The following is a 17,828-nucleotide window of genomic DNA, read 5'->3' as shown; positions in this document are numbered from 1 at the left end:
TTATCCTATCGCCAGACCACTCGCCAGCAGTGTTGCACCGGCTATCAGATAGCGTATCCAGCGCGGAAGATAGCCGGCGCCGATGGTGATAACCATCGCGATAACCACACTTGCGAACACAATTCCCCATCCCGCTATTTCGCCAGGAACAGGCAGGGCCTGCAATCCAGCACTCAGCGGCAAAACACCGACCATCACGAACCCCAGCTCGCTACAGGCGGTTGCCAGATTGGGCCTTGTTGACATAATTTGAGATGATCCAACAAACCATGCCACGATGCCCAGACTGTAACCGATCTGCGGCAGTGGTTCTGCCGGCCAGCGGAGCAGGCCACTGAGGCTGAGGGTGTTAGTGATACTGGCAAATACCATGGCCGCCATGATGATGGGGAGATATTGATTGATCACGTCGCGGGGATCACGCCGTTCCTGAGCGGCCTGGTGCATAACCGGCCACATGAGCAAGAGTAATGTGGTCGCCAGATCAAGACCGTAGGCAAATGAAGCTGCCGGTGCCAGTGGGAGAAGTGTGAGGACGCACAGTGGCGGCAAGGTGTCGATGAGCGTTGTGATATGACGGTCGCGAGTAATGGTCACACCCCGCAGACGAGCAAACATAACGACGGCCAGCATTGCACTGAGGCCACCTGGATAGAGGAGTAGCCGTGGCCAGGCCTGACCCAAAGCACCGAGGAGATCACTCATACACCTCTCCGCCAGCGCAACATCAGCCAGGCCAGAGCACCGATCAAACAGATCAGGGCCAGCAGTGCCAGACCGGGTGCAGTCGCAGCAGTTCGTGATCCGGCATCGAGGGCCAGCAGACCGGCCCACCCCCACGGCTCGATTGCCCCGTAAGGTGTCAGCCCGCCTTGCAAATGATCGCTCAGCGGACGCAACAACCAGCGTGCCAGCCACGGCGATGCAAGTCCTCCGCCCAGACTTATCAACGCGACGATACTGCTCCGCTGGTGATGCTGACCAGCGATGTTCCTGCCGGCAGCCAGGATAAGCAACAACGCAACCGTCCAGACCACAATCGCCAACACGGCAATCCTGGCGGCCATCGCAGCGGCACTGACCGACCAGAAGGCGATAAATCCCAGCGTTCCCGGTACCGCTCCACTCAACATCCAGCCGGCCCAGGGCGCTGTGCCGGACACTGGATTGCCCAACCGTCGTACAACCAGATGGAGTAAGAGCAGACCGGCAGCCACAACGCCGGCTGGGGTGGCGCATCCGACCGCGACCATCGCCAGACCACTGATAGCGCGTTGTAACCACGACTCGGCGATCTGCGCTGCTTCAGCCGAAACCGCACGCCACACTGCCCCCAACGCCAGGGCACTACCTGCCAGCAGGGTCGCGAATTGCCAGCCCAGGTTCCACGGCCCAACCGAGTACAGGCGTAGCAGGGCAGTCAAGCCGATCAAGGCGATCAGTGGATCAAAAGGAGATTCACGCCGGCTTATAGTCTCGATACCACCCACCGCGATCACAGCGCCGGCCAGGAGCAGCACGAAACTGATACTATTCAGACCGGTACCACTGAATTCGAGCCACCACGAATCGGCACCGGCCCCGATCAGCAGATAGCCGGCAGCCATCCCTGCTCCGCTAAGGTAATAGCGGCGGTCTTCAGACAGCAGCGTCCCGATCAGCGACCCCAGCGCCAGCCCGATCAGATGCCCGCTCAGGAGTGCGATGCACAACGCACCCAGTTGACCTATTCTTCGCCAGGAAGGCGGAACCGTTAGCCCGATCAGACCGGCCAGCACCATTGTCAGAGCACTCAAGCCGTCAATGCGTAGGAAGCCATGGCCGACAATAAGGGGGCGTTGCTGGATCAGGCCGAGGAGACCTATCCCGGTCAGCATGACAATAGCTGCGCCAAGATAAGGCAAAACAGATCGAAACGGGATCGGTTGTGGTTGATCTGACATACTGCGATTGATGAAAGTTGTCAAAAAACCGTTAACCTATTATAATCATTGTCTGGTCAAAGATACAAGCAACGGTGTTTCTATGTTCAACTCGATACGCACCCTGCTCAATGTCCGTCACCCTGATGAAGAGGTACGCCAGCGTGGGCGAAATATCATTGTTATTGCGCTGGGTTTGCTCGGTATCAACCTGGTGGTGGTAATTTCGCTGCTGTTTAATCTTTCTCAAGTCACAAGATTGTTTGCTACTTCTGCGGTCAGTGTTATTCTATACATTTTTGTGATCTTTATAACGTTTAGGGGTTTTGTTGAGCTTGCCGGATGGCTGACGGTCATGATCTCGCTGGTCGGCACTTTAGCCGCACTGTTTGTTACGCCCAATGGGTTAACAATCATTTTTCTGGCAGTTCCTCTGGTGCTGGCGGCAACCGTTTTAAGTCTGCGTAGTCTGATCCTCGTCTTCTTGCTTACAGCATGCAGTTTAGCAGGTATTGCTTTTTTTCTCGAACCGACGCCACTCAGCCTTACCACACGCGACTTTTTAATTCCTGTGAGTTTGCTCTGTGCCTTTCTCGGCATTGTCAGTTTTGTGCAGAGTGCCGGGAATGAGGCACTTCATCGGCGGTTGCAGGCGGCGCTCCAACAGGCAAAGCAAACTGCCGATCAGTTGCGGTTGTTGAACGACGAGCTTGATCGACGGGTTGATGCACAGACAGAAGCCTTGCAGGAGGCGCTAAGCGAGTTAGAGGAGCGTACTTTACAACAAGATCGCCTGCTCGCCGAGGTAATTGCACAACGTGACGTGATTCGGAACCTGAGTGTTCCGGTGTTGCCGGCTGGAACCGATCTGCTGGCTATTCCATTAGTAGGAACGATTGATCAGGAACGGCTGGCAACCATTCAGCAACAGGCCCTGACTGCCGTCGAACAGCGACGGGCACGCTGGTTAATTCTCGATGTCACCGGTGTACCATTCATCGATACCGGGGTGGCTGGTGGATTGATTCAGTTGGTACAAAGTGTTCGCCTGTTGGGTGCCGATGTGGTGCTGGTCGGTGTACGCCCGGAAGTTGCGCAGACGATGGTGAGTCTAGGTATTGAGCTGCCAATTACCCATGTATACAGCGATCTGGCCGGTGCGATTGAAGATTTGCATCATCACACAGACCACTCTCGCCAGAATAATCGACGGTGATTGCTGTACGCTATGTTATTACCGGCGTCAGTCCGGTCAGGGGGTATTGCCAGAGCTTGCTGGTGAACGTATCACTCGTAGTACCGGGTGGGTATGGGTGTTATCTACGGTTCACCACGGATTAGCTCTTGCCGGCGATACCGGCAGTTGGTGCAGTAGGTAATACGATAGCCGGCGACGGTAGCACGCTGGAGCCGATGGTTGCAGTTGGGGCAGGTGTCGGTTTGTACCTCTCCGCCCCCCGTTACCAATGGTGCAAGTGGTGAAGCCGCTGACGATACGGTCGGCGATTGTCCTGCGTTTGGGGTGGCAACCAGGCGAGCCGGGCGAAAATCCCAATCCTTACTCAATAGTTCAACAATCTGGGCATAGTCGAGAGCACCGCGTGAACGAGGATCGTGCTCGTAGATCGTCTTACCAACGGCAGAGGCTTCGGAGAGCCGTACATTCACGCGCACCGGTGGCAGAACCAGTCGTCCGTAGGTGCGATTCAGGTAGGCAAGCAGTTCTACCGATTGCCGCATACGCGGGTCTACCATGGTTGGGATGATGGCCCGCACCACGGCGGTGCCACCTTTCACTCGACCGATCTGAGCGATCAGCTTTTCCAGCCCTTTCACCGCAAACGGCTCAACCGTCGTCGGGATAATCACATCAGTGGCTGCGATCAACGCATTTTGATTGAGCACAGTGAGAGAGCCACCGCAATCGAAGAAGATAAAGTCGTACTCGTTGCGTAGCGGGCGTACCAGGTGTTCAAGCACCCGTACCCAATCCGCACGCCCGGCAATGGCCTGGTGCGCCAGCAACAGCGTTTCGTTTGCGGCAACCAGATCGAGATTGGGACGGGCAGTGATGCGCAAATCGGTGAGCGGCTTATGTTCAACAATCGCCTCGTAAAGGGTGCGGCGCGGTTGGACACCGAGCGCCATCGCCAGGTTGCCCTGGGCATCGATGTCAATGAGCAAGACGCGCGCACCTTTCAATGCCAGACCGGCACTGACATTGACGACGGTTGTGGTTTTGCCAATACCACCCTTCAAGTTGATAACGGCGACGATCCGCGCCATGCCTTGCTCCTGATATTGACGCTCTTTAATGCGTTGCCAGTGTAGTAGAGCAGCGATTGCTTGTCAAGCTGAGGCACTATGAAGTTCTTCAATCGGGTGTTCCTTCAATTATTGTGACAGAATTGGATTTTCGATCACATTTGTGTTTTCTTATACAATATCTACAGGAGACAGTCTATCCCCCGCTGAGGTTGTAACTGATGACTGAGGAACAGCCAGACAATACCGATGATCAGATCGTTCTACCCCCAATCCCGCCGAATGAAGAAGAACGCCTGCGTGAACTGGAGAGCTTTCAGATCCTTGATACACTCCCTGAGCAGATCTTCGAGGACATTGTACGCATCGCGGCGTACATCTGCCAGACCCCGATTGCCCTGGTGAACCTGGTTGACCGCCATCGCCAGTGGTCGATGGCGCGGTTGGGGTTCAGCGATGGCGAAGTCGAGCGTACTCTCACGTTTTGTGCATTCACAATCAATGATCCTGATCACGTGATGGTAGTGCCAGATGCAACCCGTGATCCGCGCTTTGCCAGCAATCCCTATGTGCGCCGCGAACCGTACATTCGCTTTTACGCCGGTGCGCCACTCGTAACTTCACACGGGTATGCCCTTGGCACGGTTTGTGTTATCGATCTTCAGCCGCGTCAGCTCTCGCCGGAACAGCTTGAGATGCTGCGCTTACTGTCACGGCAGGTTGTGACTCAGCTTGAAATCCGGCGTGATCTGTTGCGCCTCGAACAGCGTCTGCTACAGCGCGAACAGGAGTATCTATCGCTGAATGCGTACCTTCAGAGTCTGGAAGACAAACTGGCAGCCGCACAACAGCAATCGCTCACCGATCCGTTGACCGGTGTGTTCAACCGGCGTGGCTTTGCGTTGCGCCTCAGCGAAGAGATTGAGCGGGCGCGGCGTTACCAGGTAACTCTGGCGCTGCTGTTGATCGATGTCGATCATTTCAAGCAATACAACGATACCTTTGGGCATCTTGCCGGCGATGAAGTGCTCCGCATGATTGCCCAACTTCTCAGTGAAGGTTGCTGCAAACACGACATTGTCGCCCGGTATGGTGGTGAAGAATTTGCTGTTATCCTACCGGCAACTGCCGGCGACGGCGCTCAGGTCTTGGGCGAGAGGTTACGCCGGTTGGTGCAGATGGCGGCCTGGCCGCTGCATCCATTGACAATCAGTGTGGGTGGTGCAGTCTTACAACCTGAGATGACCGATGAGCATGACCTGATTGCACGTGCTGACAGTGCGTTATACCAGGCAAAAGCACAGGGTCGTAATACGTGTGTCATCATTGCCTGACCCGCAGGCTATGGTTGCGCTAACCCATCGAAAAAGGTCGTAAGGATCAGGTCTGCAATTACGTGACCCTGCTCGCCAGCCGGTGCCTGATCGGTGTGAAAAAACGGGTAGAGCATCCCCAGCAGCAACCAGGTTGCAGCGTGCGGATCAACCGGTCGTAACTCCCCACGTTCGATACCATTCCGAATCATTGTTGAGATTGGTTCAATCAACCCATTGGCATAACAGCGCTCGACGCTGGCGCGAGCAGTTGCGCTCAGGCGAGGGAGATCGTGATTACTCAACCGAACCAGGGCGCGTTGAGCCGGCGCTTTTGCAAACAGCCCGTGGATCAGCGTGGAAAGCCGGCTACGGGTGTCAGGCTGACGTTCCGCAGCCGCTACCAGGGCAGCCATCTCATCGGCCCAGTTGGTGAGCACTGCCACCAGCAAATCTTCTTTGTCGCGAAAATGGTGATAGAGACCGGCCTTCGACAAACCCACTGCTTCAGCAATCTCGCGCATAGCAATGCCATCGTAGCCGTAAGCCACAATCAGGCGTGCTGCCTCATCGATAATGCGATTGCGAATCTGTTCTGAATGTTGTTGTCGACTCATATCATTGTCCGTAAAGCTGACACCAGGGTTTCCTTCATCTTAGCGCATCCTGGTGGCAGCGTGTGTAGAACTTATTTCATAAAAAGCTGTACTGTCGTGCTCTGATAACCATCTCCAGTGCCATCACGCGCTGCATTGGTTGCCTTGCTCGCCCATCACCCGCGTGGTGCGTCGTTTGGAGTGCGGCAGCCATGCTGCCGCGCTGGCCATGCTTACGATCCGGTGCGTGGTCCGCCGTTGAACCGGCTGGTCACGCGGATGCGGTGTGCCTGTCACGATCCTGGAGTCGGTCGGTAGAATGAGATAACTTCTGGTAGCTGTTTTTTGCAACAAGTTCTAATGTCACATCTTGATCGATACCGGCTGCTGCGCTGTCAGCGAGGCAGCGATGCTGCTCTCCGTGGGGCAGGCTTCCAGCCTGTGCTGGTAACAGACAATGGTGATCAGGCTTCCAGCCTGCCCTATCCTCACATCCCTCAGCCATCTCCGATTCATGCGCCACGAGCAACCCTGTCTGTAACCAGCGTCTACTCCGTCGGATCATCCGCAGCAGAAATGCCGGTGCTGCGCAGCTATACTCAGAGACGATGCCGGCGTGATCGGGGGATAGCATACGATGACCACGATCACGCCAGATTGGATAAACCTGATCAATGGGCGTGCGCCATCGCAGTTGCCCGCTCGGCACTACGGCTCTTGAGGGCCAGTGCGAACGGTGTGAGCAAGAGCATCACAATCCCGATCACGAAGAAGGCCAGCGCATAGCCGGCAACAGCGCCACCTCCGGTTGCAGCCAGCACACCTACCAGGACGGCTCCCAACAATTGACCACTCCCCATCGTAACGGTGAGCAGTCCTTGAGCGGCAGCCCGCTCGTTTGCCGATACTTCATTCAGCAGAATATACCGCAAGGCGGCCCCAAGCAAGATCGCCAGACCTAAACCGCTGACGACCGCTGCGAGGTAGAATGCCACCAGACTCGTTGGCCATGTGCTCAGGATCAGCATCCCGATTCCACTCAGCGCGACACCAATACTCACCACAATCCGCGAGCCGAAGCGGTCGAGCAGGCGACCCGAAACCGGTGACCCAATCGCCATCGCCAGCACCACCGGTAGCAACATGAAACTGGCCGTCGAACTGCTGACACCGTAGGCCGCCGTGAGCAGTGCCGGCACAAAGACAACGGCAGACTCGGCAATCCCCGCGCCGATTGCCAGAACTGCCGTTATCCAGATTTGGCGTGAACGAAAGATGGCCGGTTGCAGGATGGGTTCACCGGCCCGTTGCTCGATAGCAATGAAGATCGGTGCCAGCGCGAACGCCACGATCAATGCACCAATTGCCGGCAGCGGTAGCGATCCGTTGCTCAATCGCGCCGGATCGAGTTCGGTCAAACCATACGCCAGACCGGTGAGCATCAGTCCGAGCACAATAAGGCCGGCCAGATCAAAGGTTGCCGCAGACTGGCGCGTGCGACCCGGCAAAAGGCGCAGGCTGAAGATGATCAGCACTGCGGCCAGCGGCAGATTGATCAGGAAGAGCCATTGCCAGCCGATCAAGAGGAGCAATCCACCGATAATTGGCCCGATCAAGAACGCAATCCCAAACACAGCCCCGATCAATCCCAGGGCCGAGCCGCGCCGTTCAGGGGGAAACGTATCACCGATAACGGCACTGGCAACCGGAATCACGCCACCGGCACTTACCCCCTGCACCAGACGGCCTAAGAGGAGCATGGGAAAAGAGGGGGCAATGGCAACGAGCAGTGACCCCAGTGCAAAGCCACTCAGGCTCACGACGTACAACGCTCGCCGACCAAACCGATCCGATAGTGCGGCAATGGTCGGGGTGCCAACCAGGTTGCCCAGGACATAGATCGAAAAGACCCAGGACAACGCCCGCTCATCAACCCCAAAGACGCGCTGGATCGCGGGCAATGCCGGCCCGACAATCGCAATATCGAGCGCGGCCATCAAAACACCAACAAAGAGAAGACCCAGGATTTGATTCCGCCGACGTTCATCGCTCATAATCAGCGCTCCTTGACGTACTTTGTAATACCAACCGACCGGTCGGTAAGTATTATAACACAGTCGAGTGACAGCGTTTCTGGTTTGACATTCCTCTCTATTCGTGGTAAGATAACGCGGCGTGAGGGCGCGGGGGTGTAGCTCAGTTGGAAGAGCGCGACAATCGCACTGTCGAGGTCAGGGGTTCGAATCCCCTCACCTCCACCAGAGAAGGGGCCATAGCTCAGTTGGAAGAGCGCAACACTGGCAGTGTTGAGGTCAGGGGTTCGAATCCCCTTGGCTCCACCAGGTATCAATCGCCGCCGAAATGGCGGCGGTTTTGTTTTCGAGGTCGTTGTAAGATGTGCAGCAGGTGAATGATGACAGCAGAACCAGTGCAGGCACTTATCGTCCACGGTGGGGCGTGGGCCATTCCCGATGATCAGGTCACCGCTCATATTGCCGGTTGCATCGCAGCGCGGACTGCCGGATGGCAGGTGTTGCAGAACGGTGGTAGTGCGCTTGATGCGGTGGAGGCGGCGGTGCGGGTGATGGAAGACGATCCGATCTTTGACGCCGGCACCGGATCGGTGCTGACCAGTGCCGGCACTGTTGAATTGGACGCGGCATTGATGGATGGTCGCACGCTGCGTTACGGTGCAGTTGCCGGTCTCCAGCGCATTCGCAATCCAATCACACTCGCCCGCCACGTATTGAACGGGCCGGCGACGATGCTGGTTGGCCCCGGTGCTGAAGCATTTGCGGCGACAGTGGGTATACCTTTCTGCGATAATGCAGAGTTAGTCGTAGAACGTGAACGCCAGTTGTGGCTGGCCTGGAAAGCACAGGGATCGCCACCACCACCACCGGCCAGCGGTCACGACACCGTCGGGGCGATTGCCCTTGATCAGTCCGGCCAGCTTGTGGCTGCCAATTCAACCGGTGGCACACCTTTCAAATTGCCTGGCCGGGTCGGTGATACGCCGCTCATTGGTTGTGGTCTCTACGCCACTGCAGATGGGGCAGCGGTATGTACCGGTTGGGGCGAGTCTATTACTCGTGTGGCATTGGCCCGACGGGTCGTCGAATTGCTTGAAGACGGTATGCACCCCCAGGAGGCTGCCGAACGCGGGATCAAACTGTTGTCTGAACTGGTGCCAGATGGACGTGGCGGCGTGATTGTCCTGACACCCCGTGGTGAGGTTGGCCTGGCCTGGAACACACCACGGATGGCCTACGCCTACATCACCAGTCGCGGTGCCGCCCAGGCCGGGGTGTGATAGCAAATCTTGAGTGGTACTGTCGATCACCTGCGGAACGCGGATGCACGCGGGTCTGGCGGATGGACGCGGATGGATATATGTGCTGGTGATCCGTCCCTGACGGGGCATATCGCTGCGAAGGCGAGGTTAAACCTCTGCCACACACACCGTACACTTGCCAACGGGGCAATCGTTGAGGGTGGTACTGTCCCTCACGACACGTCACTGGTAGGGTCGATCACCTGTGGCACGCGGGTCTGGCGGATGGATGCGGATATGCTATGTACACTGGTGATCCGTCCTTGACGGAGCATATCGCTGCGAAGGCGAAGTTGAAGCTCTGCTACACACACCGTACACTTGCCAACGGGGCAATCGTTGAGGGTGGTACTGTCCCTCACGACACGTCACTGGTAGGGTCGATCACCTGTGGCATGCGGATGCACGCGGGTCTGGCGGATGGATGCGGATATGCTATGTACACTGGTGATCCGTCCTTGACGGAGCATATCGCTGCGAAGGCGAGGTTAAACCTCTGCCACACACACCGTACACTTGCCAACGGGGCAATCGTTAAGCGACGATCAAATCAACGTCGGATGGGGGCAGGCACAGGACCTACCCCCATTCCTGATGTCTGGTGAGCGGTTAGCAGGTAATATCAAATCTTGATGAGTGCTACGAATCTGCGCCCGGCACTTGACCGTAAGCACGGCTGGTGCGACAGCAGGGCTGCTGCACGCCAGAGAGGTACTAACAGGGTAACAGGGTGGCGTGTTAATTTATGGACTGATTGAACGGCGATTCTGTGACTGTACAATGTCGCGTAAGTACGGATCACTCAGAAACTCAGTCTTCGTTCGAGTACGGAGTGGCGTCAGACGTGCCAATTGTTCGCAGAGTTCGTTCAAGCGCCACTCGATACCGCTGAACGCGACGTTCATTACCGGTTCCTTTCAAAATATCTTGTTGCTGGGACTGCAAGAACGGGAGGTAATCACCGTAGCGACTCATGACCTCCGCTTCATACTCAACCCGTTCGGCAAGAGAACGCTGGTAGATGATCATGCCCTGTGCGATAACGGCATAGGCCAGTTCAATGTGTGCTTGATTGAGGATGACCAGATCGACCTTTCTCCCATCCAGGATCACCGCGAAACGATGTTCAAGTTCAGCCAGCGCTTGCAGTGTTGAAGTACCGTGCGTCAACAAGACAGCCAGATCAACGTCGCTGAGCGGATCGGTTGTGCCGCTCACCTGTGACCCAAACAGGTAGACGAGGCGCACGTTGGGGCGCGTGGTCATCATTACTTCGACCTGCTGCCGGAGGTGTTGTATATCCAGTTCTGATATGATCGTCTCCCGGCTGAACCCGCCGGCCCTTCAGGTTCGCACGTTGTGAGGAGCAGAGAGTGTGCGAATCACCATATCGTCACCGGCCAGAGAGTTGCTCCTCTGTACGTAAGTGCGTGAATTATATCAAATCTGGTAGAGTAGAATCCACGACACACCAGCCAGGGAATACCCTGATCTGCCCCTGAACGATGCACCGCTGGACGGTAGGGTGACACATGCGTCGCCCCTACTGATGCTAACGACAACCAAACGACTCGCTGGTGGTACGCTTGAACAATGCACGGGTGGTCAGGCCAGTTGCAAACGACGCAACTGCTTGTCATCGCCATCAGGTTGACCTCTGCCATCAGGCGCATATCACGCTGTTTATTCTTCTGGTCACGGAGATGCTGTGTGTACTCGTTATGACATACCTGCTTAATCTGAAAACACTGTTGTATTCTGGCCGGAAACCAGATATACTAAGACACAGGCTCAAACGCATTGTGAATGTCAATGATCTGGGATAGCTGTCTTACACCGACCGATAGTAGTGGGAGTATGTGCTGAGAGCCTGGCGCACCATCAAAAAAGGCTTCCTGCAATCGATCTCTATGCTGTCAGATCATACCCAGAACTACTCGAAGAGTCTCAAGGTTCGCGGATATGCTCACCCAGGAACAAATTCTGTCTTTGCTCAGACGAAACAAAGCCTATCTTTGTCATGAATATGGCGTAAAAACAATCGGTATATTTGGATCGTATGCAAAAGGTTGTGCCACCGAAGAGAGTGATGTTGATGTTCTCGTAGAGTTTGAGCGACCAATCGGCTTTCGATTTGTTGAATTTGCTGAGTACCTTGAGAAGCTGTTGGGTCGGCATGTGGATGTACTGACACCGGCCGGTGTTCAAGGTATCAGGATGGCCGCCGTTGCCATGGACATTGCCGGGAGCGTTGTTTGTGTCTAGTATCAAACAAATGCAATGCATGGCACGCGATTCAAGACCTGTCCTTCCGCCCCCCCCTCGTTCATCACATCCCTGGTATGGCAATGTGAACAGGCATGTGTATCGTCCGTAGGGGCGGGTTCTAAACCCGCCCCTACGCAACCATCGTTGCCGCGACGCAGATAATGAGATCACGTTTCGGAGAGGATTCTGTTGCCAGACAGGGTTGCTCCTGGTGCGCGGTGTGGAGTGCAGCAGCCACGCTGCCGTAGCAGCCGTGCTCGTGCCTTAACCGTACCGTAACCGTACCGTGATGCGTGGACAGTGCGTGAGCAACGGTGCGGATTATGGTGCAGGCTTCTAGCCTGCCCATCATTTTCCGTCGCCAGCACCCAGCGGTTGCAGAGGTGCGTTACAAGCGCGGGCCGGAAGCCCGCTCCACATGGTATGGTACAGGTACCTCACTGCCGACGCAGTATATAGAGCGCATGACCTATCTCACCCGCTGTCGTGCGCTGGTGCAGGGTGTACGACACTCCTGGTAGCAGGTACAGCAGGCGGTGTCAGGTGATGAGCGAGCCGGAGGCTCGCGCTCCCAGGGGATGCCAGCACGTATGCAGCACGACGGAGCACTAACAGGTGCTGCTTGAGGGTAACGGTTGAGCGCGGGCGATGATTGAACCAGATTTGACATAATGCTGCTGACACGGCACCCGCATCCTTCAAAACCAACACACAGTCAGCACACCCACATACTCCCTTCTCCCTGTCTCGTATGAGCTATTCTCCCCCAATCACCAGCCACGCATTCGGGTGCGCGTAGAGGCTGTAGGCCAGCCAGGTCGTATCTTCGGGGAAGGCATTACGGGTGGCGACACGCGCCTGCCAGACTGCTTCGCCCAACGTCATCCCCGCTTGCTGACAGGCAGTGTAGAACGCTTCGGCGAAATGGCGGGCAGCGCCGTCGTGTACCGACCAGAGCGGCGCAATGAGCGCACCGATCCGACAATGACCAACCAGCGTGGCCGCCCAGCCCCCCAGTCCGGTCAGCGTCAGACCACCCTGACCGACCCGGCAGGCGTTCAGAAAGACCAGTGGTCGGTCGGTGCGCAGGCGGGTTTGCGCCCTCCCAACCAGATCGTCGGGCCGCAGGAAGTATCGGTCTTGCAGGATGAGCGGTGAGTTGTTGGGGGCCTGAGTGTCGAAGTTGCCGTGGCAGGCAAAGTGCCATAGTTTGATCGCCAGCACGGCTGGTGCGGCAGCCATGCTGCCGCACTCCAAACGACGCGATACGGGCATCTCTCGCGGGCAATGGTAGCCACGCCGAAACGTGTTTGTGTGACCACATGCCGGTAAGGGAGTGCGCTGCACGCCGCGCCTGATCGCCAGCACGGTTGGCACAGCAACATAGCTGCCGCACTCCAAACGACGCGATACGGGCATCTCTCGCGGGCAACGGTAGCCACGCCGAAACGTGTTTGCGCTGCCATCAGGGTCGCCTGGCGGTTATGAACCCTATGACACCAGATTTTGATATAAGCTGTAGTCATCAAATGGGAGCACCCTACTCCCCACTCCTCACTCCCTACTCCACACTCCCCCTCCCCACCCCTCACCGGCACCAGCGCGCCATCGCTGCATGCCAGTCGGCTTCGGCGGTTGCCAGGTCTGGCCAGCCGGCCAGCCGAGGCCAGTCGCTTAAGCGGTAGGTCTGGTTGCGCCACGCATCGGCAAGCGCGGCCACCGCCTGTGGACGTTCGCTGAGCAGGAAGTGCAGCAAGGCCCATGCCGCCGGGTAGTCGAAGGTGCCGTAGTGGTCGTAGCCTTCGCGCCGGGCCAGGAGATCGGCCAGCACCGGTTTGTAGGGTGCTGCGCAGAGGGTTGCCAGGTGGCGTTCGTGGAGCTGGAGGGGGCCGTTAGGGTTGCTCTGGGCCGTTACTACCTCGGCCAGTCCTTCGTCGAACCAGCCCTTTGGTTCGTTGTGGTAACCGGGGCTGAGCCAGTGGCCCGGAAAGACGTAGGCGGCAGTCACGGCATGACTCGTCTCGTGGCGCAGGGTTTCGGCGAGTGTGTTGGCAGTCTGGCCAATGCCTCGCCGGAAGCTGTAGAGGGTGCCCGTCTGCGCATCATAAATCCCATCAACGTCAACTGTGAACGGGGTGAAGGCGCGCATGTAGTCGCGATAGGCGGCTTGCGAGGGGAAGATCAAGACCCGTAAGGTGGCCGGTTCCTCGCCGGGAATGGCGGTTTCGCCACTCGCTCCCAGGAACTGGCGTGCCTGCCGGTACGCACTGGCAACGATTGCCAGCAGCTCCTGGCCGTCGGTCACGTTCGCTGGGCCGGTACGCAGGGTGATGGTCGTCGTTGTGATTTCAACCGGCAAGGCCAGCTCTTCATACGCCGTTTGCAAGGCCTGGAAGCGGGGCGCCGCTGCCCATTCGCCGGCCAGCCGGTCGGCAGCCCGCGCCAACGCCGCCCGTGCGGTCAAAGCGGTTGGACTACTCTCTACAAAGGTGAACAGCCGTGCCCCACGCGGGTCGCCGTCGTCGGCAGCGACGGTCAATGGCGGGGCGGCAGCGATTGCATCCTCTACCATTTGTTGCCAGAGTGCGAGTGCGCCAAGTTGTTCATCACGCAGGAAGCTCAGCGCCTCGGCGGCGGCAGTGCGGGCACCGGGATCGGTGCTGTGCAGAGCATCGATCAGGAACTGTCGGGAGTCGGCACGCAGGTAGCCCGGCTCAGCCGCGATCAGGCGGGTACGGGCACGGGCAGCCCGGTAACGCAGGGCCGGTGCGTAACTGTCGCTGAGGGCGATGTGCGCCAGCGCCGGTGCCGCATCCCAACTGGGGTAGTAGAGGCTGTCGAGCAGCCAGACGGCATCCTGCAGGAGAAAATTGTCGGTTTCGCGTTCGAGCAGGTTGATGGCCAGCGTCCTGGTGGCGACTGCCTGTTTCTGCTGCATCAGCTCGCCGGCGCGCGTGGCCCGGCCACTCTCGGCCAGCCGACCCAGGATGCGCAGCGCATTGCGCCGGGTGCGGGCATCGAAGCCGGTGTCGGCAGCAATCGTCAGCAGGTGATCGATATGCGATAGCTCGACCCGTGGTCTGAGGGCGACCGCGATCTGTTCCGTGCAGTCGTAGCCGGCCTGGGGTAAGATGCTCAGCAGCGCATCGGCATCGGGGTATGTCGGCTGAGGACAGTCCGGAGTGCGGATCGGCGGAGGCTGCGCCGGGTTGACGGCCAGCTCTAACCGTGAGCCGGTCAGCGTGAGGAGAAGCAGGCTGGTAAGCACAATGGCGATCCACAACCGCATACATTCTCCGGGCAATGGTCTCGCGCCTCAACGATCCAGGATACACACTTCCCGCCGGTAGTCGAGCGTAAGCCGTCGGAAGCGGGAGAGGAGCCGGTTGCCGACATTGGCCCGTCCCTGTCGCCCCAGATCGCCGTGGCTGGTCGCCGGCACATCAACTTCGACTGCCGGCAGGCGGAATGGCCCAAGCTGGAGATCGACGGTGAATCCACGGCTCACCGGTGTTGCAGCAGCGAACCCGTGGCCGGTTGCCGCCTGGACGGTGTGCAGATCGAGATGCAGACTGGCGGCAAGATCACGGCTCACGGTCAGCGCACCGTTGGAACCGGTGTCAATTGTCAGGATGACGTCGTGCGTGGCTCCGCTCGGCGCGATGATCTGGGCTGGTAACGCGGGAAAGTGCTCAAAGAAGCGGAGTGGCACGCTTGCGCCCTCCGCGCCCGGCGGCGGCGGGGCCAGGTCGGGGTGGCACAATCGTACCGTTTGACCAGCATAATCAATCGTTAGATTGAGACGGTGCAAAACGTTGTATCCCAGCACCAGATCAACCGGAAACGGCATCTGCCGCAAATCAACGGCCATCAGATAGAGATTGCGCAGCATCACCTCACCGAGGCGCAACCAGGGCAGCACGGTTTCGGTGAACGGCACAGTGTCGCAGGTTGCATCAGAACCGAGCGCAAAGTCGCCGAGGCGCAGATCGAGCCGCCGCGCCAGCGTCAGATCAATCGCCGAGGGGTCGGTACCGGTGTCAAGTAAGACGAGCAGCGGGCGACCACCAGGGCCGGCAGCCTTGCAGCGGATCACCTGCGGTTGCCAGATGAGCGGCAGTTCCGTCATGCCACTGGCCGGAAATTCCAATTGGGTGTGATCGTCAAGCATACTGTTCTGCTGATGAGTCGTTATGGCGCGTTGCCGCCCGATAGAGTTCGAGCGCTTTGGTGCGCTGCGTGGCGTGATCGACAATCGGCGCCGGATAGTCCCGCCCGATTAACACCCCGGCTTTGCGCTGTTCGGCGAGCGACATCTTATGCGGTTCGTGGATGTAACGGGTCGGCACGTTGACCAGTTCGGGCACGTAACGCCGCACATACGCACCTTCGGGATCGAACTTCTGCCCCTGACTGACCGGATTGAAGATGCGAAAGAAGGGTTGAGCATCAGTGCCGGTACCGGCTGCCCACTGCCAGCCGCCGTTGTTGGCCGCCGGATCGCCATCAATCAGCAGATGCATAAAATGGCGTTCACCCCAGCGCCAGTCAATCAGCAAATCTTTGGTGAGAAACGAGGCCACAATCATTCTGGCCCGGTTGTGCATCCAGCCTTCGCGCTGCAACTGACGCATCGCCGCATCAACGATTGGGTAGCCGGTCAGCCCCTGTTGCCAGGCGGCGAACAGCACCGGATCGTTCGGCCAGTCAATCCGGTTATACGCCGGTTTGAAGCTGCCGCGCAGGGCGTGCGGAAAATGGTAGAGCACCTGCACGTAGAAATCACGCCAGATCAATTCACCGATCCAGCTCTCCGGCCCCGGCCCTGGTGGCGCTGCGAGGGCTGCGGCGACACACTGACGCGGTGACAACACACCCAGACGCAGGTACGGCGAGAGCCGCGAAGTCCCGGCAACGGCCATCAGATCACGCCCCTGCGCATAACTGGCCAGTGGGCCACGCACGAATCGTTCGAGCGCTTCCAGCGCAACGGCTTCACCGGCGGGAAAGCGGGGGAGTGTCGCCGGCGCATCCGGCAGCAGGTCGGTCAGATGAGGCAGCGGCTCACTGACCGGCAACGGAATCGTCGCTAGCCGTGGCATATCCTGCACTGTAACCGGTTCGGCGGCCAGGCGTGATCGCCAGCGTTTCGCATACGGGGTGTAGACCGTATACGGACGGCCATCGGCAGTCGCCACTTCCTTCATCTCAAAAATGACCGTATCCTTGAAACTATGCGCTTCATAACCGGCCTCACGCAGCGCCTGCTTGATCGCGGTGTCACGGCGAACCGCGTATGGCGTATAGTCACGATTCCAGGTCACCCCGCTCGCACCACTCTCGCGCAGCACATCAAACAGCGTTCGCAGTGGGTCACCCCGGCGCACCACCAGATGCAACCCAAACGTGCGCAGTTCTGCGTCGAGCGCCGCCAGACAATCGAGCAAGAACTGCGTGCGTGCCGGGCTGGCAAAGCGCCCACGCAGAATAGCGTCATCGAAAATAAAGACCGGCACCACCGCTCCACCAGCAGCAGTTGCCGCTGCCATCAGTGCCGTGTTATCGCGCAAACGCAAATCACGGCGAAACCAGTGAATGTACATATGGTTTGGTTGAGTTATAGCTTCATATCCACACCTTACATTATACGCCGGATACGCCCCTGGCCCGTATGATACCGCCTTACAGGTAGAGAGTGTTTGATCGCGGTGATCCGCATCCACTGGGGGGCGTGGGGAATGGGGCGTGGGGAATGGGGCGTGCTCCATATGGCTTCCGTACACCTTATTCTCGCCCCCTCCTGGCCTCCCCCCGCTGGGGGGAGGAACCGAGCGCGATTCCCTGCCCCCACTCACACCGGGTGAGAGGAGTAGGAAGTGGTGTACCCAATCCTTATTCTGGAACGCTGGGTGCGCGCGCCTCTGGCGTGCACGGTGTCGGTACGATTCCCTCACGCGCCAGCCATGCACGTGCTCGTGGTATGGAATGCGGCAGCCATGCTGCCGCACCGACTGCGCTTATCGCCCCACCGCTGAGGAATCGGTTAGACTGCCGGTCGCTGGCGGCGGGCAGTGCCCTCCAGCTTCCGATAGCACAGCGTGCTGGACACGGCGCATCGTTCATCACGCAC

The 17,828-nt window shown here is 58.3% G+C and carries 14 protein-coding genes and 2 tRNA genes; 6 read left to right on the top strand and 10 right to left on the bottom strand.

What is annotated here, in order from left to right; all coding sequences use genetic code 11:
* Together CAUR_RS18480 and CAUR_RS18475 are read right to left on the bottom strand one after the other, a co-directional pair.
* The gene (locus CAUR_RS18480) at positions 1–705 is read right to left on the bottom strand and encodes a hypothetical protein (protein ID WP_012259355.1); all 705 of its coding nucleotides are present in this window, start codon (positions 703–705) and stop codon (positions 1–3) included.
* Positions 702–1,943: a hypothetical protein gene (locus CAUR_RS18475; RefSeq protein ID WP_012259354.1), complete on the bottom strand. Its 1,242-nt coding sequence runs from the start codon at positions 1,941–1,943 to the stop codon at positions 702–704. Before CAUR_RS18475 ends, CAUR_RS18480 begins: the two co-directional genes overlap by 4 nt.
* A gap of 82 nt (positions 1,944–2,025) precedes the next feature.
* Between CAUR_RS18475 and CAUR_RS18470 the strand changes: the two genes are divergently transcribed.
* The gene (locus CAUR_RS18470) at positions 2,026–3,138 is read left to right on the top strand and encodes an STAS domain-containing protein (protein WP_012259353.1); all 1,113 of its coding nucleotides are present in this window, start codon (positions 2,026–2,028) and stop codon (positions 3,136–3,138) included.
* A 104-nt stretch (positions 3,139–3,242) separates the two neighbouring features.
* On the opposite strand, the gene CAUR_RS18465 is transcribed toward CAUR_RS18470, so the two are convergent.
* Positions 3,243–4,208 carry an AAA family ATPase gene (locus tag CAUR_RS18465; protein ID WP_012259352.1) on the bottom strand — a complete coding sequence of 322 codons (966 nt, stop codon included), beginning with the start codon at positions 4,206–4,208 and terminating at the stop codon, positions 3,243–3,245.
* A 200-nt stretch (positions 4,209–4,408) separates the two neighbouring features.
* Here CAUR_RS18465 and CAUR_RS18460 point away from each other — a divergent pair, with 200 nt between their 5' ends.
* A complete protein-coding gene (locus CAUR_RS18460; protein ID WP_012259351.1) occupies positions 4,409–5,521 on the top strand; it encodes a sensor domain-containing diguanylate cyclase in 1,113 nt (370 codons plus the stop codon).
* Between the two features lie 8 nt (positions 5,522–5,529).
* On the opposite strand, the gene CAUR_RS18455 is transcribed toward CAUR_RS18460, so the two are convergent.
* Complete coding sequence (locus tag CAUR_RS18455; RefSeq protein WP_012259350.1) at positions 5,530–6,117, bottom strand: TetR/AcrR family transcriptional regulator; 588 nt, start codon at positions 6,115–6,117, stop codon at positions 5,530–5,532.
* 650 nt (positions 6,118–6,767) lie between these two features.
* Positions 6,768–8,150: an MFS transporter gene (locus CAUR_RS18445; protein WP_012259349.1), complete on the bottom strand. Its 1,383-nt coding sequence runs from the start codon at positions 8,148–8,150 to the stop codon at positions 6,768–6,770.
* Positions 8,151–8,281: 131 nt separating this feature from the next.
* On the opposite strand from CAUR_RS18445, the gene CAUR_RS18440 reads away from it, so the two are divergent.
* The 3 genes from CAUR_RS18440 to CAUR_RS18430 all read left to right on the top strand — a co-directional run bounded on the left by CAUR_RS18440 (position 8,282) and on the right by CAUR_RS18430 (position 9,409).
* Positions 8,282–8,357, top strand: a tRNA-Ala gene (locus tag CAUR_RS18440).
* Positions 8,358–8,362: 5 nt separating this feature from the next.
* Positions 8,363–8,438: transfer RNA gene (locus CAUR_RS18435), tRNA-Ala, on the top strand.
* Between the two features lie 71 nt (positions 8,439–8,509).
* Positions 8,510–9,409 carry an isoaspartyl peptidase/L-asparaginase family protein gene (locus CAUR_RS18430; RefSeq protein WP_015909435.1) on the top strand — a complete coding sequence of 300 codons (900 nt, stop codon included), beginning with the start codon at positions 8,510–8,512 and terminating at the stop codon, positions 9,407–9,409.
* Between the two features lie 831 nt (positions 9,410–10,240).
* Here CAUR_RS18430 and mntA read toward each other — a convergent pair.
* Entirely contained in the window at positions 10,241–10,699 is a 459-nt protein-coding gene (mntA, locus tag CAUR_RS18425; RefSeq protein WP_012259347.1) for a type VII toxin-antitoxin system MntA family adenylyltransferase antitoxin, read from the bottom strand.
* Between the two features lie 693 nt (positions 10,700–11,392).
* Here mntA and CAUR_RS18420 point away from each other — a divergent pair.
* Positions 11,393–11,695, top strand: a complete 303-nt coding sequence (locus CAUR_RS18420; RefSeq protein ID WP_012259346.1) for a nucleotidyltransferase family protein — start codon at positions 11,393–11,395, stop codon at positions 11,693–11,695.
* A 759-nt stretch (positions 11,696–12,454) separates the two neighbouring features.
* On the opposite strand, the gene CAUR_RS18415 is transcribed toward CAUR_RS18420, so the two are convergent.
* The 4 genes from CAUR_RS18415 to CAUR_RS18400 form a co-directional block, all read right to left on the bottom strand.
* Complete coding sequence (locus CAUR_RS18415; protein ID WP_012259345.1) at positions 12,455–12,940, bottom strand: CHAT domain-containing protein; 486 nt, start codon at positions 12,938–12,940, stop codon at positions 12,455–12,457.
* Positions 12,941–13,286: 346 nt separating this feature from the next.
* Positions 13,287–14,987 (bottom strand): collagenase, encoded by a 1,701-nt coding sequence (locus tag CAUR_RS18410; protein WP_012259344.1) that lies wholly within the window; start codon positions 14,985–14,987, stop codon positions 13,287–13,289.
* Between the two features lie 27 nt (positions 14,988–15,014).
* Positions 15,015–15,869, bottom strand: a complete 855-nt coding sequence (locus tag CAUR_RS18405; RefSeq protein ID WP_012259343.1) for a retropepsin-like aspartic protease — start codon at positions 15,867–15,869, stop codon at positions 15,015–15,017.
* Positions 15,862–17,301 (bottom strand): cryptochrome/photolyase family protein, encoded by a 1,440-nt coding sequence (locus CAUR_RS18400; protein WP_012259342.1) that lies wholly within the window; start codon positions 17,299–17,301, stop codon positions 15,862–15,864. The genes CAUR_RS18405 and CAUR_RS18400 overlap by 8 nt, the downstream gene beginning before the upstream one ends.
* Positions 17,302–17,828: the final 527 nt, after the last annotated feature.

The sequence above is a fragment of the Chloroflexus aurantiacus J-10-fl genome (assembly GCF_000018865.1).
GTDB lineage: Bacteria > Chloroflexota > Chloroflexia > Chloroflexales > Chloroflexaceae > Chloroflexus > Chloroflexus aurantiacus.
This window is presented reverse-complemented; position numbering and strand designations above follow the sequence as displayed.

Bases quoted from the DNA above. Each gene is read 5' to 3' on its own strand.
- CAUR_RS18405 (WP_012259343.1), bottom strand. From the start codon at position 15,869: ATGCTTGACGATCACACCCAATTGGAATTTCCGGCCAGTGGCATGACG.
- CAUR_RS18475 (WP_012259354.1), bottom strand. From the start codon at position 1,943: ATGTCAGATCAACCACAACCGATCCCGTTTCGATCTGTTTTGCCTTAT.
- CAUR_RS18480 (WP_012259355.1), bottom strand. From the start codon at position 705: ATGAGTGATCTCCTCGGTGCTTTGGGTCAGGCCTGGCCACGGCTACTC.
- CAUR_RS18430 (WP_015909435.1), top strand. From the start codon at position 8,510: ATGACAGCAGAACCAGTGCAGGCACTTATCGTCCACGGTGGGGCGTGG.
- mntA (WP_012259347.1), bottom strand. From the start codon at position 10,699: ATGATGACCACGCGCCCCAACGTGCGCCTCGTCTACCTGTTTGGGTCA.
- CAUR_RS18420 (WP_012259346.1), top strand. From the start codon at position 11,393: ATGCTCACCCAGGAACAAATTCTGTCTTTGCTCAGACGAAACAAAGCC.
- CAUR_RS18445 (WP_012259349.1), bottom strand. From the start codon at position 8,150: ATGAGCGATGAACGTCGGCGGAATCAAATCCTGGGTCTTCTCTTTGTT.
- CAUR_RS18455 (WP_012259350.1), bottom strand. From the start codon at position 6,117: ATGAGTCGACAACAACATTCAGAACAGATTCGCAATCGCATTATCGAT.
- CAUR_RS18465 (WP_012259352.1), bottom strand. From the start codon at position 4,208: ATGGCGCGGATCGTCGCCGTTATCAACTTGAAGGGTGGTATTGGCAAA.
- CAUR_RS18460 (WP_012259351.1), top strand. From the start codon at position 4,409: ATGACTGAGGAACAGCCAGACAATACCGATGATCAGATCGTTCTACCC.
- CAUR_RS18410 (WP_012259344.1), bottom strand. From the start codon at position 14,987: ATGCGGTTGTGGATCGCCATTGTGCTTACCAGCCTGCTTCTCCTCACG.
- CAUR_RS18400 (WP_012259342.1), bottom strand. From the start codon at position 17,301: ATGTACATTCACTGGTTTCGCCGTGATTTGCGTTTGCGCGATAACACG.
- CAUR_RS18470 (WP_012259353.1), top strand. From the start codon at position 2,026: ATGTTCAACTCGATACGCACCCTGCTCAATGTCCGTCACCCTGATGAA.
- CAUR_RS18415 (WP_012259345.1), bottom strand. From the start codon at position 12,940: ATGGCTGCCGCACCAGCCGTGCTGGCGATCAAACTATGGCACTTTGCC.